General features: G+C 69.6%; 20 protein-coding genes, 1 rRNA gene and 1 riboswitch. Of the genes, 6 read left to right on the plus strand and 15 right to left on the minus strand.

The features are described from left to right. Positions 1-8 precede the first annotated feature (8 nt). On the plus strand, positions 9-437 hold the full coding sequence (locus ACFV9W_RS33890) for an SRPBCC family protein (protein WP_385768925.1): 429 nt from the start codon (positions 9-11) through the stop codon (positions 435-437). A gap of 120 nt (positions 438-557) precedes the next feature. Here the strand turns inward: ACFV9W_RS33890 and ACFV9W_RS33895 are convergent, their stop codons facing one another. After that, the gene (locus ACFV9W_RS33895) at positions 558-1,184 is read right to left on the minus strand and encodes a PadR family transcriptional regulator (RefSeq protein ID WP_385768927.1); all 627 of its coding nucleotides are present in this window, start codon (positions 1,182-1,184) and stop codon (positions 558-560) included. Between the two features lie 217 nt (positions 1,185-1,401). Between ACFV9W_RS33895 and ACFV9W_RS33900 the strand changes: the two genes are divergently transcribed. Continuing rightward, on the plus strand, positions 1,402-2,211 hold the full coding sequence (locus ACFV9W_RS33900) for a PhzF family phenazine biosynthesis protein (protein ID WP_385768929.1): 810 nt from the start codon (positions 1,402-1,404) through the stop codon (positions 2,209-2,211). Between the two features lie 6 nt (positions 2,212-2,217). Here ACFV9W_RS33900 and ACFV9W_RS33905 read toward each other — a convergent pair whose 3' ends face one another. Next, positions 2,218-2,997, minus strand: coding sequence for a CPBP family intramembrane glutamic endopeptidase (locus ACFV9W_RS33905; protein WP_385768931.1), 780 nt, complete (start codon positions 2,995-2,997; stop codon positions 2,218-2,220). 327 nt (positions 2,998-3,324) lie between these two features. Between ACFV9W_RS33905 and ACFV9W_RS33910 the strand changes: the two genes are divergently transcribed. After that, on the plus strand, positions 3,325-5,088 hold the full coding sequence (locus tag ACFV9W_RS33910) for a substrate-binding and VWA domain-containing protein (RefSeq protein ID WP_385768933.1): 1,764 nt from the start codon (positions 3,325-3,327) through the stop codon (positions 5,086-5,088). A gap of 19 nt (positions 5,089-5,107) precedes the next feature. Here the strand turns inward: ACFV9W_RS33910 and ACFV9W_RS33915 are convergent, their stop codons facing one another. Beyond that, positions 5,108-6,628 (minus strand): glutamate-cysteine ligase family protein, encoded by a 1,521-nt coding sequence (locus tag ACFV9W_RS33915; protein WP_385768935.1) that lies wholly within the window; start codon positions 6,626-6,628, stop codon positions 5,108-5,110. A gap of 537 nt (positions 6,629-7,165) precedes the next feature. On the opposite strand from ACFV9W_RS33915, the gene ACFV9W_RS33920 reads away from it, so the two are divergent. Next, positions 7,166-7,756 carry a hypothetical protein gene (locus ACFV9W_RS33920; protein WP_385768937.1) on the plus strand — a complete coding sequence of 197 codons (591 nt, stop codon included), beginning with the start codon at positions 7,166-7,168 and terminating at the stop codon, positions 7,754-7,756. 381 nt (positions 7,757-8,137) lie between these two features. Further along, complete coding sequence (locus ACFV9W_RS33925) at positions 8,138-8,338, plus strand: DUF5999 family protein (protein WP_326023112.1); 201 nt, start codon at positions 8,138-8,140, stop codon at positions 8,336-8,338. A 55-nt stretch (positions 8,339-8,393) separates the two neighbouring features. On the opposite strand, the gene gcvP is transcribed toward ACFV9W_RS33925, so the two are convergent. Beyond that, positions 8,394-11,279: an aminomethyl-transferring glycine dehydrogenase gene (gene gcvP, locus ACFV9W_RS33930; RefSeq protein ID WP_385768939.1), complete on the minus strand. Its 2,886-nt coding sequence runs from the start codon at positions 11,277-11,279 to the stop codon at positions 8,394-8,396. Between the two features lie 185 nt (positions 11,280-11,464). Continuing rightward, positions 11,465-11,561, minus strand: a riboswitch (glycine riboswitch). Between the two features lie 123 nt (positions 11,562-11,684). Between gcvP and ACFV9W_RS33935 the strand changes: the two genes are divergently transcribed. Then, the gene (locus ACFV9W_RS33935) at positions 11,685-12,059 is read left to right on the plus strand and encodes a PRC-barrel domain-containing protein (RefSeq protein ID WP_385768941.1); all 375 of its coding nucleotides are present in this window, start codon (positions 11,685-11,687) and stop codon (positions 12,057-12,059) included. Here the strand turns inward: ACFV9W_RS33935 and ACFV9W_RS33940 are convergent. The 11 genes from ACFV9W_RS33940 to rrf form a co-directional block, all read right to left on the minus strand. After that, the gene (locus ACFV9W_RS33940; protein WP_385768943.1) at positions 12,002-13,423 is read right to left on the minus strand and encodes a DNA polymerase IV; all 1,422 of its coding nucleotides are present in this window, start codon (positions 13,421-13,423) and stop codon (positions 12,002-12,004) included. The two genes, ACFV9W_RS33935 and ACFV9W_RS33940, sit on opposite strands and share 58 nt — an antisense overlap. Before the next feature lie 46 nt (positions 13,424-13,469). Further along, a complete protein-coding gene (locus ACFV9W_RS33945; protein ID WP_385768945.1) occupies positions 13,470-14,129 on the minus strand; it encodes a MerR family transcriptional regulator in 660 nt (219 codons plus the stop codon). Positions 14,130-14,322: 193 nt separating this feature from the next. Beyond that, complete coding sequence (locus ACFV9W_RS33950; RefSeq protein WP_006123076.1) at positions 14,323-14,796, minus strand: bifunctional nuclease family protein; 474 nt, start codon at positions 14,794-14,796, stop codon at positions 14,323-14,325. A gap of 86 nt (positions 14,797-14,882) precedes the next feature. Beyond that, positions 14,883-15,611 (minus strand): MerR family transcriptional regulator, encoded by a 729-nt coding sequence (locus ACFV9W_RS33955; protein WP_385768948.1) that lies wholly within the window; start codon positions 15,609-15,611, stop codon positions 14,883-14,885. Between the two features lie 27 nt (positions 15,612-15,638). Then, positions 15,639-16,532, minus strand: coding sequence for an FHA domain-containing protein (locus ACFV9W_RS33960; protein WP_385768960.1), 894 nt, complete (start codon positions 16,530-16,532; stop codon positions 15,639-15,641). Positions 16,533-16,615: 83 nt separating this feature from the next. Further along, entirely contained in the window at positions 16,616-17,491 is an 876-nt protein-coding gene (locus ACFV9W_RS33965) for a DUF881 domain-containing protein (RefSeq protein ID WP_385768962.1), read from the minus strand. A gap of 104 nt (positions 17,492-17,595) precedes the next feature. Beyond that, on the minus strand, positions 17,596-17,928 hold the full coding sequence (locus tag ACFV9W_RS33970) for a small basic family protein (protein ID WP_266722032.1): 333 nt from the start codon (positions 17,926-17,928) through the stop codon (positions 17,596-17,598). Further along, positions 17,925-18,830 (minus strand): DUF881 domain-containing protein, encoded by a 906-nt coding sequence (locus ACFV9W_RS33975; RefSeq protein WP_385768950.1) that lies wholly within the window; start codon positions 18,828-18,830, stop codon positions 17,925-17,927. Before ACFV9W_RS33975 ends, ACFV9W_RS33970 begins: the two co-directional genes overlap by 4 nt. 88 nt (positions 18,831-18,918) lie before the next feature. Further along, positions 18,919-21,414 (minus strand): sugar phosphate nucleotidyltransferase, encoded by a 2,496-nt coding sequence (locus ACFV9W_RS33980; RefSeq protein WP_385768952.1) that lies wholly within the window; start codon positions 21,412-21,414, stop codon positions 18,919-18,921. 113 nt (positions 21,415-21,527) lie between these two features. Then, positions 21,528-22,136 carry a CDP-alcohol phosphatidyltransferase family protein gene (locus ACFV9W_RS33985; protein WP_385768954.1) on the minus strand — a complete coding sequence of 203 codons (609 nt, stop codon included), beginning with the start codon at positions 22,134-22,136 and terminating at the stop codon, positions 21,528-21,530. A gap of 160 nt (positions 22,137-22,296) precedes the next feature. Continuing rightward, positions 22,297-22,390, minus strand: a 5S ribosomal RNA gene (gene rrf, locus ACFV9W_RS33990); the annotation flags it as partial.

Raw genomic sequence — 22,390 nt, forward strand, 5'->3', positions numbered from 1 at the left:
GTGGCCACATGGCCGAAGTAAGCGCGGAAGCCCGCATGGAAGCGCCCGCGGAGAAGGTCTGGGCGCAGCTCACCGACTTCTCCTCGTACGGGAAGTGGAACGCCACCCACACCGACTTCCCGAAGGGCGGACCCGCCGCACTGGAAGTGGGCGGACAGTTCGAGGAGAACATGAAGCTGATGGGCTTCCCGGCCGAGGTCACCTGGACCATCGAGGAACTCGAGACCGCCCGCACCTTCGCCATCAGGGGCAAGGGCCCGATGGGCGTGAACCTGTTCATGCACTACTCGCTCGCACCGGACGGCGACGCGACCACGGCCCGCATCAAGGGCGAGTTCACCGGGGCGGCGGTCTCCCTGATGGCCGGCAAGCTCAAGGACTCCGCGACGGCCGCGCTCGACGAGTCGCTGCGCAAGCTGAACGGACTGGTGACCTGAGGAGCCCCGCCCTTCGTACGTACTACGTACGTACTACGTACGTACGCGAAGAGGCGCCCCGCACCTTTCGTACGGGACGCCTCTTCCGCGCTCTGTGGCCTGTCTGGGCCCGCACGGGGCTCAGTCCTCGTCGGCGAGGATCAGGTACAGCTTCTTGCGCGCGTCATTGATGACGGAGATCGCCTTGTCGCGCTGATCCTTGCTGCCGGTCTTCCAGACCTGACCGAAGGCCTCCATGAGACCGAAGCTCGCGCTCCGGATCTCGTTCATGGCCTCCCAGTCGACGCCGCGGCCGGCCTCCTCCCAAGGGGCTTCGGGGCCCTCTTCGGCGGCGGTGCGGCCGTCGTCGGTGAGCGAGAAGAGCTTCTTGCCGCCCTCGCTCGCGCTGGCGATCAGGCCCTCGTCCTCGAGCAGCTGAAGCGTCGGGTAGACCGAGCCGGGGCTCGGCTTCCACGCGCCGCCGCTGCGCTCGGCGATCTCCTGGATCATCTCGTAGCCGTGCATCGGGCGGTCCTTCAGGAGGGCCAGGATCGAGGCGCGCACGTCGCCGCGCCGCGCCCGTCCGCGAGGCCCGCCTCCGCGACCGCCGCGCCCCCAGGGGCCGGGGCCACCGGGGCCGCCGAAGCCGGGCCCGAAGGGCCCGAACGCCGCACGCCGGCCCTCGAAGCCGCCGCGCTCGAATCCGCCCATGCCGAGGTGGCCGGGGCCGAAGTTGCCATGTCCGTGTTCGTGTCCGTGGTGACGCATGGGAATCAGTCCTTTCACAACTGATCGGGGTTTCATTGAACACGATCATCAACCGATCGCGATGCCTCAACGATATATCGGGACTGTTCGGATGGCAAGCCTCTGCCGATGCGAGCAAGCACGCGAGAAGTGGAAGGGGCGGCTCCGCGGGAAAACGGGCCAGCCGCGCCGGATTGGCCTTGGGCGGTTGTCAGTGGGGGCAATTAACGTCGTCGGCATGCGTATTCGTATCGTCGACGCCTTCACCGACCGACCCTTCGCGGGCAACCCCGCCGGGGTCCTCCTCCTGGACGCCTTCCCGGACGACGCCTGGCTGCAGAACGTCGCGCTCGAGGTCAACCACGCGGAGACCGCCTTCGCGCACCCGCTGCCCGAGGGCGGGGACGCCGACTGGGCGCTGCGCTGGTTCACGCCCGCCACCGAGGTCGACATGTGCGGGCACGCGACGCTGGCGACCGCCCACGTGATGCACTCCACCGGGGTCACGCGCGACCCCGTGCGCTTCGCGACGCGCAGCGGCGTGCTCGTGGCGACACCCGCCGCGGACGGCTCGCTGACCCTCGACTTCCCGACGGCGCCGCTCACCGCGGAGCCCACCCCCGCGGGGCTCGCCGAGGCCCTCGGCGCCGAGCCGCTCTCCGTGCACGACACGGGCCCGTCCGTCGGCGACCTGCTGGTGGAGCTCGCCGACGAGAAGACCGTGCGGGCCCTCGCCCCCGACCACAAGGCACTCGTGGGCCTCTCCCGGCGCGGCATCATCGCCACGGCCCGCGCCGAGGACCCCTCCCAGGGCTACGACTTCGTGTCGCGCTGCTTCTTCCCGGGCGTCGGCATCGACGAGGACCCGGTGACCGGGAGCGCGCACACGGCCCTCGCCCCGTTCTGGGCGGCGCGCCTGGGCCGCGAGGAGCTGACCGGCCTTCAGGCATCCGCCCGCAGCGGACTCGTACGCGTCGCCCTGCGCGGTGAGCGCACCCTCCTGACCGGCCGCGCGGTCACGACCATCGAGGGCGAACTGCACGCATGACCCGGACTACGCGGTGGGCAGCCAGTCCACCTTGCCCGCCAGCACCGCGTATCCGACGAACGCCCCGATGTCCAGCAGGGAATGGGCCACCACCAGTGGCCCGACCCGCCCCCAGCGCCGGTACAGGTAGACGAAGACGACGCCCATCGCGAGGTTCCCGAGGAACCCGCCGATGCCCTGGTACAGGTGGTACGAGCCGCGCAGCACGGACGACGCGACGAGCGCCGCCCCCGGCGTCCACCCCAACTGCCCGAGCCTGCGCAGCAGATATCCGACGACGATGACCTCTTCCACCACGGAGTTCTGCACCGCAGAGAGGATCAGCACCGGGTACTTCCACCACACGTCGGGCAGCGCCTCCGGCACCACGGTGAGGTTGAAGCCGAGGCCGCGCGCGGCGAGGTAGAAGGCGATGCCCGTGCTGCCGATGACGGCCGCCACCGCGGCGCCCCGGCCCGTGTCGAACCAAGGACGCTTCCGGTCGAAGCCGATCGTGCGCATCCCCTCGCCCTCCCTGAGCAGGAAGTGCGCGACGAGCACGACCGGCACGAGGGCGCTGGCGATGCCGAACAGCTGCCAGGCGAGGTCGAGCCACGGACGGCCCGGCGCCGCCGAGGCGTTGAGCGTCGCGGCCTGGTCCTTGAGGCCGCCCGGTTTCGTGGCGGAGCCGACGAAGCTGATGAGCGCGGACACCGCGCTCGCACCGAGCGAAAGCGCCAGAACGAGCAGCGTCTCGTCCCGCAAGAAGCGCCGTGAGAGCCGCCCCTCGGGAGAAGAACCGGGCATCGGCTCCGCCTCCACCTGCACACCTGCCTCCAGTTGAGTATTCCCGCCGCATCCGTCACAGCGCCCCGCTAGGGTCCTTCTGACGGATCTTGCTGGAGTCGCGGGCCCTGGCACGCGCCAGACCCCGCTCACCGGCACCGCACGTGGCGGCCACCCGCACCCAGCCTGACCCGTCAGAAGGACCCTAGGGTCCCGAATGCAGGTACGAAGATCGCGTGCGACAGGCCGAGGGGGCCGGGGCGACGCAATTCGGCGCACCGCTCCCCTCCACTGCTCCACCGCTTATACCGCAACTGCCTTTGTGGCTCAGGGAGGGGCTCCACCGCCATGGGACGTCACAGCAGCATGCCCGACGAGTACGGGACGGCCGCCACCGCACCCCGTTCCCGCTCGCGCGGGCGCACCGTGGCCATCGCGACGGCCCTCGTCCTCGTGGCCACGGCGGGCACGGTCGCCGTGGTCCGCCCCGAGCTGCTCGGCCTCGGCGGCGGCTGCGAGGACGAGGTCCACCTCGACGTGGTGGCCTCCCCCGACCTGGCCCCGGCACTGCGCGAGGCCGCGGAGCACGCCCGCCGCGAGCGGCTCACCTCCGACGGCAACTGCCTCGACGTCGCCGTCACCGCGCGCGACGCGTACAAGGTCGCCGACACCCTGCGCGCGGGCAAGGGCGCGGCGGACTTCCAGGTCTGGGTGCCGGACTCGGACGTCTGGGTACAGCGGGTCACCGCGGACACGGGGGCCACCAAGGTCACCCCGGCCGGCAACGTCGCCTCCTCACCGGTCGGCGTGGGCATGGTGCCCGCGGCCGCGAAGTCCTTCGGCTGGCCGCGCAAGACGTACACCTGGGCCCAGCTGACGGGCGCCGCCATGCGTGACGACAAGCTGCGCCTGGGCGCCGCCGACCCCGCCCGCAGCGCCAGCGGACTGCTCGCCCTCACCAAGCTGGCGGCCACCTCCGACAAGGGCGACGGCACGCAGGCCGCCGCGATGGCCAAGAGCCTCTCGCAGCGCACGTCCGACAGCGACGCGCAGCTCATGGACACCGTGCCGCGCAACAGCTCAGGCACCGAACAGGGCAACCCGCGGCGCAACGAGGCGCTGATCCTGTCCGAGCAGGCCGCGTACGCGCACAACAAGGAGGCGGGCGAAGCGGGTTCGGTCGACCTCTTCTACCCGAAGGACGGCTCACCTGCGCTCGACTACCCGTTCTCGCTGGTCGGCGAGGACCGGCTGAGCACCGACGAGAGCCGGGCCGCCGTCCGCCTCATGACCCTGCTCGGCGCGCCCGAGGGCCGCTCGATCCTGGAGAAGCACGGCTTCCGCACGGACAGCGGCCGGTCCCCCGCGACGGTCGTCTCACGGGCGGGCGGCCGCTCCCCGCAGCCGTACGCGCGCGTGGCGGCGAAGGCGCCGACCGGGGAGCAGCTCGAGGAGACGCTCGGCATGTGGACCATCACGGTGCAGAGCGCCCGCCTCACCACGGTCGTGGACGCGTCGGCCTCGATGGGGAACATCGTGCCCAGCCGCGGCGAGTCCCGCATGGAGGTGACGAAGGCGTCCATGCTGGCGGCGCTCTCCACGTTCACACCGGAGGACGAGATCGGCCTGTGGGAGTTCGCCACGTTCCTCGACGGCGAACGCGACTACAAGAAGCTCGTGCCGACCGAGCGCCTCGGCGACCACGTCGGCTCCGGCACCCAGCGCGACCGCCTGGCGGCGGCGTTCACCGCGCTGCAACCGGTGCCCGGCGGGGCCACAGGGCTGTACGACACGACGCTCGCGGCCTACAAGGAGGCCACGTCCTCGTACAAGAGCGGCAGGTTCAACGCCGTCGTCGTGGTCACGGACGGCGTGAACGAGGACCAGGGGTCGATCTCCCGCGAGAACCTCATCAAGAAGCTCGAGGGCCTCACCGACCCCAAGCACCCCGTTCCGCTGATCGTCATCGCCGTGGGACCCGACACCGACAAACGGGAGGTCGAGCAGGTCGCCGAGGCGACGGGCGGCTCGGGCCACCAGGTCAGCGACCCCGCGGACATCCAGCAGGTCATCCTGAAGGCCATCATCGAAGCGGGCGCCAAGGGCCGCTGAACCGGTCCCGGCCAGGCCCTCAGCCCAGCGGCACGGTCGGCTCCGGCAGCCCGACCGGCCAATCGTGCACCGGCCGCCCCTGGTGCATCAGCTCGCAGTACCGGCGCGTGGTCGCCGCCAGCGCCGCGTCCCGCGCCAGACCGCTCTCCAGCGCCCGGTGATACGTCGCCGACTGCCACGCCGCACCGTTCATCCGCAGCCGGCACCGCTCCTCGATCACCCCCAGGTACAGGTCCCGGTCGGCCGGCGCCACGCCCCACGCGTCGAGCCCGGCCGCCGCGAGCGGCAACAGCTCGTCCCGTACGAGGTTCACGGCCGGCACCCGCTCCGTACCGCCGAACCGGCCCTTGCGCGGCCACTCCAGGCGCGCGTCGATGCCGTACCGGCAGGCGGTGTCGAAGTTGCGGGCGGCCGCGGCGAAGGGGAGCCGCGACCACACCGGCCGCTGCTCCTCGGCCAGGGCGCGGACGACGCCGTAGTAGAAGGCGGTGTTGGCGATGACGTCCGTGACGGTGGGGCCCGCGGGCAGCACCCGGTTCTCGACGCGCAGATGCGGAACTCCGTCCGCGATGCCGTACACGGGGCGGTTCCAGCGGTACACCGTGCCATTGTGCAGGACGAGTTCGGCGAGGCTCGGGGTGTCGCCCTTGGCGATGACGTCGAGCGGCTGCTCGTCGTCGAGGATCGGCAGGAGCGGCGGGAAGTACTTCAGGTTCTCCTCGAAGAGGTCGTACGCGGAATCGATCCAGCGCTCCCCGAACCAGGTCCGCGGCCGCACGCCCTGTGCCGCGAGCTCCGGCGGCCGGGTGTCGGTGGACTGCTGGAACAGCGGCGGCCGCGACTCCCGCCACAGCTCGCGGCCGAACAGGAAGGGCGAGTTGGCGCCCAGCGCTATCTGCACGGCGGCGACCGCCTGCGCCGCGTTCCACACATCGGCGAAACGCCCCGGCGTCACCTGGAGGTGCAACTGCACGGACGTGCACGCCGCTTCGGGCGCTATCGAGGAGGACGTGCAGGTCAGCCGCTCGACCCCGGCGATATCGAGCGCGAAGTCCTCGCCGCGCGCGGCCACGATCCGGTCGTTGAGCAGGGTGTAGCGGTCGACGTCCGACAGGTTCGCGGAGACCAGGTCGTCCGCGGCCAGCGTCGGCAGGATGCCGATCATCACGATGCCCGCGTCGACCTCGTTCGCCTTCCGGTGCGCATATCCGAGCCCCGTGCGCAGTTCCTCTGCGAGCTGGTCGAGAACGCGGCCGCCGAGCCGGTGCGGGGCAATGTTCACTTCGAGATTGAACATCGCGAGTTCGGTCTGGAAATCGCGGCTCGCGATGCGCTCCAGAACTTCCGCATTCATCATTCTCGGCAGTCCGTCTGGCCCGGCGAGATTCAGCTCGATCTCGAGCCCCATGAGATTCTGCGGACGGTCGAAGCGCTTCTCGTCCAGCAGCCGCCCGAACCCCTCCAGGCACTCCTTGAGCTTCTCCCGATAGCGCCGCGGATCGGCAAGACCGACCGCGCCCGCAACGACCTTCTCCCCCATTGGAAGCGTCCCTCCTCGCACGGGCGACCCGTTGCTGCTCCGCCCCGGCCGCGTGTCACGGTGGATGATGCCCCGGCAATGTGATCCGTAACGCCCCGCGCGCGTTCACGGAGCAGTACTCTCTAGGCGGTTACCCACGGGCACATTCCTCAGGCATGCGGCCGGCCGCAGATTCCGTCGTTCGCGGCCCTGGTGAAAAACGCCGACAAGAACGCGCCGACCGCTCGACCGAAAGACATCGAGGTCACGCACGGCGGCCCCGCCGAAGATGGGGAGAATGCCGACAAAACCCCATGGTTGACGCGCCCGAATAGCACCTTGCGAAATCCGGGCGACGTGCTAGCGGAAACACTCCGTGAACACGCATCGTATAAACTCCGCTGGCGAGACAGAGAGTTGGCGCCCGCGGCCCGGGTTCGGACCGGACCCCCGCCCCCTCTGGCCCGTGTACCCCCGTGCACCCGCAGCAGACAGCGCCGTCCGCTCGTCCCGCACCGCCCTCGCATCACATGCCTGTCGAATGAGAGGCGACCCACCATGCCGCTGCACGTCCCACCGGCTCCCGCGCCCGCCCTGCGCAGCGTTCTCACGGCCCTCGGTTCCCCCACCGCCGTCCGTGAGGCACGCACCCCGTCCCTGCGCGCCGCCCAGGGACCCGCCACCCCCGAACTCCCGCTGCCGCTCCATGTGTTGGACCACATCACCGAGACGACCGGGCCGTCCAGGGCCCGCCTGACCGGCTGGCGTTTCCTGATCCGCTGCGGCGAGCGCGCGGTGGCGGCGGCCGACACCATGCTCACTCCCGACGGCTGGGCCTTCTCGCACTTCTTCGAGGGCCCCTACATCAGGTCCACCGAACGGGCGCTGCGCCAGGCGGAGTCGCTGCCCCAGGACTATCAGCCGCGACTGCTCTCGGTGCCCGAGCTCTACATGCTCACGCTGTGGCTGCACGGCGAGCGCACCGCCGACCCGGCGAGCGGTCAGCCCGCGGCCGACGACATCCTCGTCCCGCTGGCACCCGCCCCGCCCGGCATCGCCCCGCACCGCCCGCACCGGGTGGCCGAGCTCCTGCCGGTCCTCACCCACCGGCTGACACCGGCCCCGGCCACCGCCGGCCTGCTCGCCTGACCGACCGGGGTCCGCCGACGACCCCTGTCACACACTCCTGTGCCCCGCACCGTCCGCCGTCCGGTCGCGGGGCACAGCCCTGCCCGAGCGGACTAGCCCGTACCGACCACTCCTAACCACCCGAAGGGAGAGTGGAGTTGGACTGAACCGTCCGCACGGGTGATGCGTCTGACAACCCATAAGGACCGCTGCAAGGAAATCCCTGCGGATTGACGCCCACAGGGCAACACTGGGTTCCGGTACTCACGAAATCGGGGGGCGGCCATGAACAAGCCTTCAAGCCGCAGCACGACAGGCACCACGAGCACCACCAGCAGCACCGCCAGTACTGCAAGCACAGCCCACGTCATCGAGATCACTTCGCAGCGAAAGATCCCATCCATGTGCCAGCACCAGCCAGCCTGCCCGACAGCGGAATCCGAGGACAGGGAGGCCGCACTCCCTGTGGCTCACCATCCCGAGCAGGGGTGGAGCCTCCTCTGCAACGGGGTCCTGCTCTTCGAGGACACCGGCGAGCTGCTGCCGAGCGGCAGGATCATCGCCCCGCACCGCCCACTGGGCACCGTGGTGACGGCGGCGTAGGGACAAGGCAAGCGGGGCTGCGCGACCGGACGACGGCCGCACAGCCCCGAGTGGATCAGCCCTCGTAGGCGTCGAGCGGCGGGCAGGAACACACCAGGTTCCGGTCGCCGAACGCCTGGTCGATGCGCCGCACCGGCGGCCAGTACTTGTCCGAAGCGACCACCCCGGCCGGGAAGACACCTTCTTCCCGGCTGTACGCGTGCTCCCACTCGCCGCCGAGCATCCCGGCGGTGTGCGGAGCGTTCCGCAGCGGGTTGTCGTCCGCCGGCCACTCGCCGGAGGCGACCCGCTCGACCTCGCCGCGAATCGCGATCATCGCGTCGCAGAACCGGTCGAGCTCCTCGATGCCCTCGCTCTCGGTCGGCTCGATCATCAGCGTCCCGGCGACCGGGAACGACATGGTCGGCGCGTGGAACCCGTAGTCGATGAGCCGCTTGGCGATGTCGTCGATGCTCACACCGGTCGCCTTGCTGATCGGGCGCAGGTCCACGATGCACTCGTGGGCGACGAGCCCGCCCGGGCCGTTGTAGAGCACCGGGAAGTGCGGCTCGAGCCGCTTGGCGATGTAGTTGGCGGAGAGCACGGCGACCTGCGTGGCCCGCTTCAGGCCCTCGCCGCCCATGAGCCGCACGTACGCCCAGGAGATCGGCAGGATTCCGGCGGAGCCCCACGGCGCCGCGGAGATCGGGCCGACACCCGTCTCGGGGCCCGCGGCCGGCTGCAGCGGGTGGTTCGGCAGGTACGGGGCGAGGTGCTCGCGCACGCCGACCGGGCCGACACCCGGGCCGCCGCCGCCGTGCGGGATGCAGAACGTCTTGTGCAGGTTCAGGTGCGAGACGTCGCCGCCGAAGCGGCCCGGCTTGGCGAGGCCCACCAGCGCGTTGAGGTTGGCGCCGTCGACGTAGACCTGGCCGCCCGCGTCGTGCACGGCGGCGCAGATGTCGGCGACGTGCTCCTCGAAGACGCCGTGCGTCGACGGGTACGTGATCATCAGGACGGCGAGCTGCTCGGCGTACTGCTCGATCTTGGCGCGCAGGTCCTCGATGTCGACCTCGCCGTCGTCGGCGGTCTTCACGACGACGACCTTCATGCCGGCCATCACGGCGCTCGCGGCGTTCGTGCCGTGCGCGGAGGACGGGATGAGGCAGACGGTGCGCTGCTCGTCGCCGTTGGCCCGGTGGTAGCCGCGGACCGCGAGCAGACCGGCGAGCTCGCCCTGCGAACCGGCGTTCGGCTGCAGCGACACCTTGTCGTAGCCGGTGACCTCGGCGAGCCGCTCCTCCAGTTCACGGATGAGCGTCAGGTAGCCCTGCGCCTGCTCGGCGGGGGCGAAGGGGTGCAGCTGGCCGAACTCGGGCCAGGTGACCGGCTCCATCTCCGTCGTCGCGTTGAGCTTCATCGTGCAGGAGCCCAGCGGGATCATGCCGCGGTCGAGCGCGTAGTCGCGGTCGGCGAGCATGCGCAGGTAGCGCAGCATCGCCGTCTCGGAGCGGTACTGGTGGAAGACGGGGTGCGTCAGGTACTCGTCGTCGCGCAGCAGCCCGCCGGGCAGCGTGTCCTCGACCTCGGCGTCCAGCGCCTCGATGTCGGCGTCGACACCGAACGCGGTCCACACGGCGCCCAGTTGGGCCCGCGTGGTCGTCTCGTCGCAGGAGACCGAGACGTGATCGGCGTCCACGAGGTGCAGGTTGACGCCGCCCTCGCGCGCGGCGGAGACGACCGAGGCGGCCTTGCCCGGCACCCGCACGGTGAGGGTGTCGAAGTACGCGCCGTGCACGACCTCGACGCCGCCCGCCGTGAGCCCCGCGGCGAGCAGGGTGGCGTAGCGGTGGGTGCGACGGGCGATGGACTTGAGGCCCTCGGGCCCGTGGTAGACGGCGTACATGCCGGCCATGACGGCGAGCAGCACCTGCGCGGTGCAGATGTTGCTGGTCGCCTTCTCGCGGCGGATGTGCTGCTCACGGGTCTGCAGGGCGAGGCGGTACGCCTTGTTGCCGTCTGCGTCGACGGAGACGCCCACCAGGCGGCCCGGCAGCGAGCGCGCGAACTTCTCGCGCACGGCCATGTATCCGGCGTGCGGCCCGCCGAAGCCCATCGGGACACCGAAGCGCTGCGTCGTACCGACGGCGATGTCCGCGCCCAGCTCGCCGGGCGAGGTCAGCAGCGTCAGAGCGAGCAGGTCGGCGGCAACGGTGACGATGGCGCCCAGCTCGTGCGCCTGGTCGATCACGGGCTTGATGTCCCGCACTACGCCGGAGGCGCCCGGGTACTGCACGAGCACGCCGACGACACCGCGCTCGGCGACCTCGGCGGGGATGCCCTCGCTCAGGTCGGCGACGACGATCTCGACACCGGTCGGCTCGGCGCGCGTCTGGATCACGGCGATGGTCTGCGGCAGGGCGTCTGCGTCGACGACGTAGACACCGTTCTTGACCTTGCCGACGCGGCGCGAGAGGGCCATCGCCTCGGCGGCGGCGGTGCCCTCGTCGAGCAGCGAGGAGCCCGAGGTGGGCAGCCCGGTCAGCTCGGCGACCATGGTCTGGAAGTTGAGCAGCGCCTCGAGGCGGCCCTGCGAGATCTCCGGCTGGTAGGGCGTGTACGCCGTGTACCAGGACGGGTTCTCCATGACATTGCGCAGGATGACGGGCGGCGTGAACGTCCCGTAGTAGCCGAGGCCGATCATCGAGCCGAGCACCTGGTTGCGCTCCGCGAGGGACTTCAGCTCGGCGAGCACCTCGGCCTCGCTGCGGGCGGCGGGAAGGTCGAGAGCCTCGGCGCTCTTGATCACATCGGGCACCGCGGCCGCGGTCAGCTCGTCCAGCGAGCCGTAGCCGACCTGCGCGAGCATCTTGGCCTGAGCGGCGTCGTCGGGACCGATGTGACGCTGCTCGAAGGGGATTCCTCGCTCCAGCTGGGAGAGCGGAATACGGTTGGCGGTCATTGCGGAGGCCTCCTGGTCATTGCGACCTACGAGGGGCACCACGGCGCGGGTACCCGGACGGCCTCCCCCTCTGTCATCTCAACCTGAGAGCTTCACCGGCCCACCCCGCGAGAACACGGAACGCACCGGCTTGCACCGTCGGTGAGAGCGGAAACCGTGCACCCCGCCCTGCTTTCCAGAGTGACCTCGTCCGTGCGGTACGTGGGCCTGAGAGATTCCGGGGAGGATTTGCTCCTTCGGCGCCTTCCGACGACTGTCGGAGGACTCTCCCGCACGGGGTCAGCAGCCATTTGCCAGCCTACCAGCGGCTACTTGGCCGGAGCCCCCGAGTGGCCGCCTTACGTAATGTGCTCTTTCGTAGTCCTTACAGACGAGTTGCGATCATCGCGATCAGTTGGAGGGCCCGTGCAGACCGATGTCGATCCGCGCAATCTGATCGGCCGCAAGGCGTTCGACCGCAACGGGGCCAAGATCGGCACCATCGACGAGGTGTACCTCGACGACGCCACGGGCGTGCCGGAGTGGGCCGCGATACGAACCGGCCTGTTCAGCCGCGACGCCTTCGTGCCGCTCGAACCGAGCGATTTCACGGACGGCACCCTGCACGTCCCCTTCGAGCGCGCCCTGATCAAGGACTCCCCCGACTTCGGCGTGGGCCGCCACCTCTCCCCCGAGCAGGAGCTCCAGCTCTACGACCACTACGGCCTTGACATCACCGCCCCTCAGTCGCCCGACGTCACCTTCGGCAAGGTCGCGGGCGCGGAGGACGAGGTGACCTGATCCCCTTCGGGTCCTTCGACGAGCGGCATCGGCTCCGCCGGCTCCAGCTCCGGATCATCGACCCGGAACGTCCGCACCCTCCCCGGCACCACCGCGTACGGCGTCTCGAACCGCACTGTCACCCGCCCGAGCCCGCTCCCCTGCACCCACCCCGGCCCGAACTCGGCATGCCGCACATCGTGCCCGGCCAGCCACTTCCGCTCCACGGGCGCCGGCTCGGGCTCGGCCGCCTCCACGGACTCGACCGGCCCCGACTCCCCCTCCGCTTCCTCGGCGGCGGCCTCCTCCGCGGCGGCGAACTGCGCGAACAGGTCCTCCTGCGTGAAGTCGGCGAGCCCGCTGACCCCGACGCCCAGCAACCGCACGCCACCGGTCGTGTCCACGCTCTCCAGCAGCCGCGCCGCGGCCTCCCGCACCACCCCGGGATCGTCCGTCGGCCCCCGTAGCGTCTCGGAGCGCGTCAGTGTCGAGAAGTCGTAGCGCCGCACCTTGAGCACCACGGTCCGGCCCGAGCGCTCGGCCGCTCTCAGCCGCTCCACGCACCGCCCGGCGAGCCGGCGCACCTCCATCCTGACCTGCACCCGGTCATGGATGTCCACGTCGTACGTGTCCTCGACCGATACGGACTTGGAGTCCCGCTCGGCCACCACGGGCCGCTCGTCGCGGGCCAGCGCCATCTCGTACAGATGGCTGCCGTGCGCCTTCCCCAGGAGTCGCACCAGCTCGTCCTCGCCGGCCCCCGCGATCTCCTCCACGGTCAGGATCCCGGCCCGCCGCAGATGATCCGCCGTCGCGGGCCCGACGCCCGGCAGGATGCGCACGGACTGCGGCCCGAGCAGCGCCCGCTCGGTGCCGGGGCGTATGAGCACGAGCCCGTCGGGCTTGGCCTCCTCCGAGCCGATCTTCGCGAGCATCTTGGACGCGGCGAGTCCCACGGACCCGGTCAGCCCGGTCACGCGCCTGATGTCGGCCCGCAGCCGCCGCCCCACGGCCTCCGCGGAAGCGGCGTCCCAGGCCGCCTCACCGGCCTCCAGATCGACGAACGCCTCGTCCAGGCTCAACGGCTCCACCAGCGGCGAAAGAGCGCCCAGGAGCCCCATCACCTGCTCGCTGATCTCCCGGTAGAGCCGGAAGCGCGGCACCAGATAGGCGGCGTGCGGGGCAAGCCTGCGCGCCTGCCCCATCGGCATCGCCGAGTGCACCCCGAACTTCCGCGCCTCGTACGACGCCGTGGCCACCACACCGCGCGGACCGAGCCCGCCCACGACGACCGCTTTCCCGCGCAGGCTCGGCTTCGCCGCCTGCTCAGCAGAGGCGTAGAAGGCATCCATGTCGAGATGCAGGATCGTGGGCGCGGTTCTCACATGCCCGATGCTGCCCTACGCCACTGACAACGCGGCCGTACGGTGCTCACACGGCCCTGCCGCGCCGCCTCGCGAGCTCGTCCGTGGGGTTCGGCGGCACGATCGTCTCGCCGGTGTCCACGCGCTCGCCGTGCAGCTGCGAGAGCGCGGCCTCCACGTCCCGCCAGACCACGCCCACGGCGATCCCGAAGACCCCCTGGCCGCCCTGGAGCAGGTCGTGCACCTCGTCCGGCGACGTGCACTCGTAGACCGTCGCGCCGTCGCTCATCAGCGTCATCCGCTCCAGGTCCCGGAAGCCGCTCTCGCGCAGATGCAGCACGGCCGACCGGATGTTCTGCAACGAGACGCCCGTGTCCAGGAACCGCTTGACGACCTTGAGGACGACGACGTCCCGGAAGCTGTAGAGCCGCTGGGTCCCCGATCCGTACGCGGAGCGCACGCTGGGTTCGACCAGGCCGGTCCTGGCCCAGTAGTCGAGCTGCCGGTAGGTGATGCCGGCCGCCGCACACGCTGTCGGCCCCCGGTATCCCAGCTGCTCGGAAGCGGCCGAGCCGCTCTCCCCCGTCACCGCAGGCACGGCCTGCGGGCGCTGCGGAGAGTGACCGGCCGTACTGCCTTGGAGGGGGTACCCCCTGCTCGAGCTCATTCGAGAGCCCGGGGGAAGGTACGGACCGCCCGTCGCCGTACCGTCGCCGCTGCTTCTCACGCCGACCTCCTCATTGACCTGCCTCATCGACGTTAGGCAGTCACAGGGGGTGCGTCAACGAACGCCACACTAGGCACGCCGAGTGATAATCACCCTAAGAGTGGTTTCCCGTGACCCACCGCCGGGAAAGGCTAGCCGAATGTCTTGAGGGCGCCGCCGCTCGTCGGCCGGGACCCGGCCGACGGCAGTGCGGTCACTGACTGTTGGTCCCGAAGTCCTCGGGAGAGATCTGGTCGAGGAACTCGCGGAACTTCTCCACCTCGTCCTCCTGCTCGTCGGGGATCGCGATCCCCGCGTCATCCAGGACCCCGTCACTGCCGTAGATCGGCGTACCGGTGCGCAGCGCCAGGGCTATGGCGTCCGACGGGCGGGCGCTGACCTCGACCCCGCTCGCGAACACCAGCTCCGCGTAGAAGACGCCTTCGCGCAGGTCCGTGATGCGCACTTCCGTGAGCTCCTGGCCGACCGCCTCAAGGACATCCTTGAAAAGGTCGTGCGTCAGCGGACGCGCGGGCGCCATGCCCTGCTGGGCGAAGGCGATCGCGGTCGCCTCCCCCGGTCCGATCCAGATGGGGAGGTACCGGTCGCCTCCCACTTCACGCAGGAGCACGATCGGCTGGTTGGAGGGCATTTCGACCCGGACACCTACGACGTCGAGCTCGTTCACACAGCAACCCTAGGACGTGCCCGGCCGGTTTGGGTAGTCGGGCAGCCACCGAGGACCGGGCCATCGGCGCTCACCCGCGCCCACGATCAGGGAAGACGCACCCCGAGCGCGGTCTGCACAAGGGCCGAGTGCAGCTTCACGGTGAGGCCGGCCAGCTCCTTGGCACGGGCCTCGGCATGGGCCCGCGTCTGCGGGTTCCTGTGCACCTTCAGCGGGGCCACCACCTGGTCGACGAGGCCCGCCTCCCGGTCCGCGGCGGCCCGCATGACCCGCAGGTGACGCGGCCCGATCCCGAACCGGGCCAGCTCGCCGATGAGCTCGGCGACCGACACGGCGGAGGCGTCGTAGCCACCGTCGGGCAACGGAGTGAGGAGTCCGTACGACTCCCATTCGTCGAGCTCGTGCTCCTCGACGCCGACGGCGGCCAGCAATTCGTCCCGGCCGACCCGCGCGGCCGTCGGCACGTCGGCGCCGTCCTCCGCGTCGCCGGGGCGTCCAGGGGCGGGCACGGTGAGGCTCTCGCCCGGCTCCAGGGCGTCGAGCTGCTCCTTGATGACCTTCAGCGGCAGGTAGTGGTCCCGCTGCATGCGCAGGACGTGCGCGAGCCGCTCGACGTCGTCAGGGCTGAATTTCCGGTAGCCCGACGGCGTGCGCCGGGGTTCGACCAGTCCCTCGGACTCCAGGAACCTGATCTTGGAGATGGTGACTTCGGGAAACTCTTCTCGGAGCACGTTCAGTACGGTGCCGATGCTCATCAGCCGACTGTCCGTGGTGGCGGTGCCCCCTGGGGCACCGCCACTCGTCGTGTGCAGCATGGACCTTCCTGAAGGGTCGCGGACGGTTCAGATACCGCGCTGGCTCGCGTAGAACACCAGCCGGTACTTGCCGATCTGCACCTCGTCCCCGTTGTTCAGCGTCAGCGAGTCGATGCGCTCACGGTTCACGTACGTGCCGTTGAGGCTGCCGACGTCGGCGACGGTGAACGAGCCGTCCTGCAGGCGGCGGAACTCCACGTGGCGGCGCGACACGGTCACGTCGTCCAGGAAGATGTCGCTCTGCGGGTGGCGCCCCGCGGTGGTCAGCTCGCCGTCCAGGAGGAAGCGGCTGCCCGAGTTCGGACCGCGCCGCACCACCAGGAGCGCCGAGCCCAGCGGCAGCGCGTCGACGGCAGCCTGCGCCTCGGGCGAGAGGGCCGGGAGCTGTGTCTGGCCCGTCGCCTCCGGGTCGTAGGACTCGAGGCCGGAGATGGAGATCGTGGACGTCGTCTCGGACGGCCCCTCCGGCGCCGCACCGCCGCGCAGCGGCGCACCGCAGTTGGAGCAGAACCGGCTGTTCTCCGCGTTCCGGTTTCCGCACCTCGTACACACCAGGGCCGACATGCCGAACTCTCCACCCGTACTTGAGGTTGACGGTTCTCCGAAACCTATGCGGCCGGAACCGGCAGGGTCAACAGACGACGCGCCCTGTCCGCCCGAATTGTCTCCGGCGACCTGGTCCCGGAACAGGGGGCGCTCGCCCACCTGCGTCTCCGGCGTGTCTCCTTGCCGCGGCGCGCGATGACGGGCGTCCTCGCGTGCGCTCTTGCCGAACAACTTCGCAAACAACTTCACGGGCGATTCCCCTTGACCGAAACAGACCCGCCCGTGGGGCAGGACGAACCCTGACTGCACACATCGGCGTACATCGCGTACATCATTGACACGGACACCCTCACAACGTCCGTATCCGCCAAACAGTTTCCACCACGCACACCACCCTTGCTGCGGCGACCCCCCGCAACCTCATGCCCTCGCACGGTATCCACCATGCACCCCCGGCTTCACTCCGAGGACGACCGAGCGTAATCAGGCCGTTGCGCGGATCGCAAGGCATCTACGACGATCTTGTTCGAGCGGCTCACGGCCACCGTGGCCTGCTCCTTCTCCAGCGTCTGCACCACACCCCCGGGGATGTTCAGGGCCGGTTCCAGGTCCTGCGGCTTGCCGATGACCTTGAACCGGTAGGGGCGGCTGATCTCGTGCCCGTCCACACTGATCCCCTTCCCTCCGCTGCCGTCCGTCAGATACGTGTTGGCCACGACGCGGACATCGTTCACCTGGATCGCCTCCGCGCCGGCGGCGCGCAGCTCCTGGACCGCGTCGAGCAGCATGTCCGCCTCCACGGCCCCCTTCGTGTCGGTGACGGTCATGGTGATCCCGGGGCCCTGCGCGGCCGTCGTGCCCGCCAGAATGCCGAGCTGCTTCTGCTTCTCGGCCGTCTGCTTGCGGGCCTCGTTGGCCTGGTCCGAACTGTTCTCCAGCTCGGTGCGCTGGTCCACGAGACCTTGCTTCTCATCCTCAAGACGCTGAGTTCGATCGTCCAGTTCATCGAGAATGCGAACGAGATCTTCCTGACGGGCACCGCGCAGGGCGCTGTTGTCGCTGGTGGACCGCACCTGGATGGCGAGTCCGAGCCCCAGGACGAACAGCAGCACAGCCATGATGAGCTGGGCGCGCGACGCGCGCGGCGGCCACAGTCCCTTCACGAGCCGCTGCCGGCCGGTCAGTTCCGGCTCTCCGGCGTCCGCTTCGGCCGGCCCCGGTTCTACCGGCCCGGGTTCGACGGCCTCGGGCTCCGGCGCGGGCTCCCGCTCCGCTTCCGCCTTCGCCGTGTCGGGTTCCTTGGCCGGCACCTCGGCAGGCAGCTCCTTGCGCAACTGCTCGGCCCCGTCGCCCGATTGCACGCTCTTGCGGCTCTCGGCGCCCTCAGCGCGCTCGGTGTTCTCTGTGTTCTCGGTGTTCTCTTCGTTGCTCATCGGCCTCACGCCCGGAACACATGCCGCCGGATCGCGGCGGCGTTGGAGAAGATTCGGATGCCGAGCACCACGACGACACCGGTCGACAGCTGCGCGCCGACGCCCAACTTGTCGCCCAGGAAGACGATCAGCGCGGCCACGACGACGTTCGACAGGAACGAGACGACGAACACCTTGTCGTCGAAGATCCCGTCCAGCATGGCGCGCAGCGCGCCGAACACCGCGTCCAGCGCCGCGACGACGGCGATAGGAAGGTAAGGCTCGACGACCGCCGGAACCTCGGGCCGGACGAAAAGACCGACCACGACTCCCACGACGAGGCCCAGTACGGCGATCACGATGTGCCCTTCTGCTCTGCTCTCGGCTGTGCTGTACGTACGATCACGCTGGGTGCGGCAGGAAGCTTGATGTCGTCCTGGGCCGAAATGCTGGTCCTGACCCCGAAGTTCTCCTGCAGCGCGTGCAGGTAGAGACCGTCGGGGCTGTTCTGGAACCGGGTGCTCAGCCGTTGCCCGTCCCCCACCGCGAGCACCGTGTACGGCGGCACCAGCGGCTTGTTGTCGACCAGTATCGCGTCACCCGCGGCCCTGATCGCGGACAGCGAGGTGAGGCGCTGCCCGTTGATGCTGATGGCCTCGGCGCCGGACTGCCAGAGACCGTTCATGACGCGCTGCATGTCCCGGTCGCGTACGCGGCCGGTGTCGGAGAAACCGTTGCTCTCGCGCGGACCGCTCCCGTCGCCCGTGGTGGCCGACTTGGCGTCGTCGACGACGAGCTTCACTCCGGGGCCGTGCACGGCGACAGCTCCGGAGAGCACCCCCGCCAACTCCCCCTGCTCACCGCCGTGCTCCTTCAACGCCTCGCGCTGCATCTCCCCCACGCGCCCGCGCAGCGCGTCGACCTGCTCCTCCAGCTCGTCGGCCGACGCGGTCTCCTGGTCGATGCGGTCGATGAGCTCCTCGCGCTCCTTGGCCACCACCGGCGCGGTGACCCGGGCCTGCGCCGCGCCCACCGTCACCACCAGCGCGGCGAGCACAAGTCCCGCCGCGAGCCCCAGCTTCGCCCGCAACGTCCTCGGCAAACCGCTCTGCCCCAGCGCCTCTTTGCGCGCGGTGGCCTCCGCGTAGCCGTCGTCCAGGCTGTGATCCATGACGTTGGTCAGCAGCGACATGGAGGCGTCGGGGCGCGAGGGGCGCTCTGGGGTGCTCCGTTTGGGGGGCTGCTGCGGCATGCCGCACATCGTCGCACGTCGCGGGCACTACCACCCAACGACCCCACTGCCCCGCCGCCCGACGCCCGAAATGGGCGTCGAGCAGCGGGTATCCGGGTCAACGTCCGGCGCTGTCCACGACCGCCGACCACTCGTCGAGCAGCTGCTGGGCGGAGGCGTCGTCAGGCCCTTCGGCCCACAGGTGGGTGACCGCCTCGGCCGGGTCGGGCAGCACCATCACCCAACGCCCGTCGGCCTCCACGACCCGTACTCCGTCGGTCGTGTCCACGGACCGCTCGCCCGCCTCCTCCACGACACGGCGCATGACGAGGCCCTTGACGGCCCACGGCGTCGCCAGATCCCGCTTGAGTACATGCGCCCGCGGAATCCGCGCGTCGATCTGGCTGAGGGTCAACTGCGTGCGGGCTACAAGCCCGATGAGCCGCACGAAGGCCGCGGCCCCGTCGAACACGCTGCTGAACTCGGGAATGATGAACCCGGCCCGCCCGTCGCCACCGAAGATCGCCCCGTCCTCGCGCCCCACCCGCGTCAGGTCGTCGGGCGACGTGGTCGTCCACTCGACCTGCGTCCCGTGGTACGCCGCGACCTGCTCGCCGATCCGGGTCGTGGTCACGGGCAGCGCCACCCGCCCGCTCCGCCGCTCGGCCGCGACGAGATCGAGCATCACCAGCAGCGCCCGGTCGTCCTCGACGATCCGCCCCTTCTCGTCGACGAGCGAGAGCCGCTCCCCGACCGGGTCGAACCGCACACCGAACGCGGCCCTGGCCGAGGCCACGATCTCCCCGAGCCGTACGAGCCCGGACCTGCGGGCATCCGCGGTCTCCGTGGGCCGCGACTCGTCGAGCCCGGGATTGATCGTCAGGGAGTCGACACCGAGCCGCCCGAGAAGGCTGGGCAGCACGAGCCCGGCACTCCCGTTCGACGCGTCGACGACCACCTTCAGCCCGGCCTCCGCGACACCCGTCGTATCGACGTTCCGCAGCAAGGACCCCGTATACGAGTCGAAGACGCTCGACGGGAAGTGCAGATCACCGATCTCCCCGGGAAACGCCCTGCGGTACTCCTGCCGCGCGTACACCCGGTCCAGCTTCCGCTGGCTGCCCTGCGAAAGGTCGGCCCCGCGCTCGTCGAAGAACATGATGTCGACGGAGTCCGGCACCCCGGGCGTCGTCCTGATCATGATCCCGCCGGCACTGCCCCGCGCCGTCTGCTGCCGCGCCACGGGCAGCGGCACGTTCTCCAGGTCCCGTACGTCGATGGCACTGGCCTGCAGCGCGGAGATCACGGCCCGCTTGAGCGCACGCGCACCACGCGAGTGGTCACGCGCGGTCGTGACGGTCGACCCCTTCTTGAGCGTCGTCGCGTACGCCCCCGCGAGCCGCACGGCGAGCTCCGGCGTGATCTCGACGTTCAGGATCCCGGAGACGCCCCGCGCCCCGAACAGATGCGCCTGCCCGCGCGACTCCCAGATGACCGACGTGTTGACGAAGGCGCCGGCCTCGACGGTCTTGAACGGGTAGACCCGCACATTGCCCTGGACGATCGATTCCTCACCGACGAGGCACTCGTCGCCGATGACGGCACCGTCCTCGATCCGCGCCGCCCGCATGATGTCGGTGTTCTTGCCGACCACGCAGCCCCGCAGATTGCAGTGCCGTCCGATGTAGACGTTGTCGTGGACGACGGCCTTGTGCAGGAAGGCGCCGTTCTTCACGACGACGTTCGAGCCGACGACGGTGTGCTCCCGGATCTCGACGTCCGCTTCGACCTTGGCGTAGTCGCCGATGTAGAGCGGTCCGCGCAGCACGGCGTCCGGATGCACCTCCGCACCTTCGGCCACCCACACACCGGGCGAGATCTCGAACCCGTCGAGTTCGACGTCGACCTTTCCTTCGAGGACGTCCGCCTGGGCCTTCACATAGCTCTCGTGCGTGCCGACGTCCTCCCAGTAGCCCTCGGCGACATAGCCGTAGATGGGCTTGCCTTCCTTCATCAGCTGCGGGAAGACATCGCCGGACCAGTCCACTGACGTGTCGGCCTCGACGTAGTCGAAGACCTCGGGCTCCATCACATAGATGCCCGTGTTCACCGTGTCGGAGAAGACCTGCCCCCAGGTCGGCTTCTCGAGGAAGCGCTCGACCTTCCCCTCTTCGTCGACGATGGTGATACCGAATTCCAGCGGATTGGGCACACGCGTCAGACAGACAGTGACGAGCGCACCCTTCTCCTTGTGGAATTCGATGAGCTCGGTGAGGTCGAAATCGGTGAGCGCGTCACCCGAGATGACAAGAAAGGAGTCGTCCTTCAGCGCTTCCTCAGCGTTTTTCACGCTGCCGGCAGTGCCGAGTGGCTTCTCCTCATTGGCATAGGTGAGCTCCATCCCCAACTCTTCGCCGTCCCCGAAATAGTTCCTGACGAGTGAAGCCAGGAACTGCACGGTGACCACGGTTTCGCTGAGCCCATGCCGCTTGAGCAGCCTGAGCACATGCTCCATGATCGGCCGGTTGGCCACAGGCAGGAGCGGCTTGGGCATACTCGAGGTCATGGGGCGAAGGCGTGTGCCTTCGCCTCCGGCCATCACGACGGCCTTCATGTCGGAAGCGTCCTCCTTGAAGAGACGACGGTCTAGCCGACTTCGCCCGTCCGGAATGGCCCGCACTTGTCACGGCGGGCCAATCTCGCCGCTACCAACGCGCAATGGCGAGCTCAATCGGCCATGGAGTCCGCCCGGACAAGCCGGCGGACTTGAACCACGTAGAGGATCCCTGCCCACCAGTACAGCGTCGTACCCCATCCGGCGAACGCCCATCCGAAAATAGCAGCGAGTTCGTGGATCCACCCCGTTCCGTCACTGAGAAGCAGCAAGGGGAACGCATACATCAGGTTGAAGGTCGCTGCCTTCCCGAGGAAGTTCACCTGGGGCGGCGGATAGCCGTGGCGCCTGAGGATCCCCACCATCACCAGAAGAAGCAGTTCACGCGCCAAAAGTACGGCGGTCAACCAAATGGGCAGAATGTCACGCCAGGTCAAACCAACCAACGTGGACAAAATGTAGAGCCGGTCAGCGGCCGGGTCGAGCAGCCGGCCGAGGCTGCTGATCTGATTCCAGCGGCGCGCGAGCTTCCCGTCGAGATAGTCGCTGATGCCGCTGAGAGCCAGCACGAGCAGCGCCCAGCCGTCACTCTTGGGGCCCCCGAACTCAGGGCGCAGGATGAGCCACAGGAAGAGGGGCACGCCGACGAGACGCGCCATGCTGAGGATGTTCGGGATGGTGAGGACCCTGTCCGTCTGAACACGGGTCTCCTGGACCTCCACCCGGGGGCCTCCTGTGGGGAACGAACCAACGATGCCCCCTGACTTTACCCTCAGTGTCGGGAGGCCTGAGCTACGGGGGCGTCGTAACGCCGCACAAGGCAACGCCACAAACGCAGAAAAGCCCGGACCGTATCCCGGCCCGGGCTTTTCCCTAAATTAAGTTCGGCGGCGTCCTACTCTCCCACAGGGTCCCCCCTGCAGTACCATCGGCGCTGTGAGGCTTAGCTTCCGGGTTCGGAATGTAACCGGGCGTT

This window comes from Streptomyces sp. NPDC059897, assembly GCF_042730865.1.
GTDB lineage: Bacteria > Actinomycetota > Actinomycetes > Streptomycetales > Streptomycetaceae > Streptomyces.

Bases quoted from the DNA above. Each gene is read 5' to 3' on its own strand.
- ACFV9W_RS33890 (WP_385768925.1), top strand. From the start codon at position 9: ATGGCCGAAGTAAGCGCGGAAGCCCGCATGGAAGCGCCCGCGGAGAAG.
- ACFV9W_RS33895 (WP_385768927.1), bottom strand. From the start codon at position 1,184: ATGCGTCACCACGGACACGAACACGGACATGGCAACTTCGGCCCCGGC.
- ACFV9W_RS33900 (WP_385768929.1), top strand. From the start codon at position 1,402: ATGCGTATTCGTATCGTCGACGCCTTCACCGACCGACCCTTCGCGGGC.
- ACFV9W_RS33905 (WP_385768931.1), bottom strand. From the start codon at position 2,997: ATGCCCGGTTCTTCTCCCGAGGGGCGGCTCTCACGGCGCTTCTTGCGG.
- ACFV9W_RS33910 (WP_385768933.1), top strand. From the start codon at position 3,325: ATGGGACGTCACAGCAGCATGCCCGACGAGTACGGGACGGCCGCCACC.
- ACFV9W_RS33915 (WP_385768935.1), bottom strand. From the start codon at position 6,628: ATGGGGGAGAAGGTCGTTGCGGGCGCGGTCGGTCTTGCCGATCCGCGG.
- ACFV9W_RS33920 (WP_385768937.1), top strand. From the start codon at position 7,166: ATGCCGCTGCACGTCCCACCGGCTCCCGCGCCCGCCCTGCGCAGCGTT.
- ACFV9W_RS33925 (WP_326023112.1), top strand. From the start codon at position 8,138: ATGTGCCAGCACCAGCCAGCCTGCCCGACAGCGGAATCCGAGGACAGG.
- gcvP (WP_385768939.1), bottom strand. From the start codon at position 11,279: ATGACCGCCAACCGTATTCCGCTCTCCCAGCTGGAGCGAGGAATCCCC.
- ACFV9W_RS33955 (WP_385768948.1), bottom strand. From the start codon at position 15,611: ATGCTGCACACGACGAGTGGCGGTGCCCCAGGGGGCACCGCCACCACG.
- ACFV9W_RS33975 (WP_385768950.1), bottom strand. From the start codon at position 18,830: ATGTGCGGCATGCCGCAGCAGCCCCCCAAACGGAGCACCCCAGAGCGC.
- ACFV9W_RS33980 (WP_385768952.1), bottom strand. From the start codon at position 21,414: ATGAAGGCCGTCGTGATGGCCGGAGGCGAAGGCACACGCCTTCGCCCC.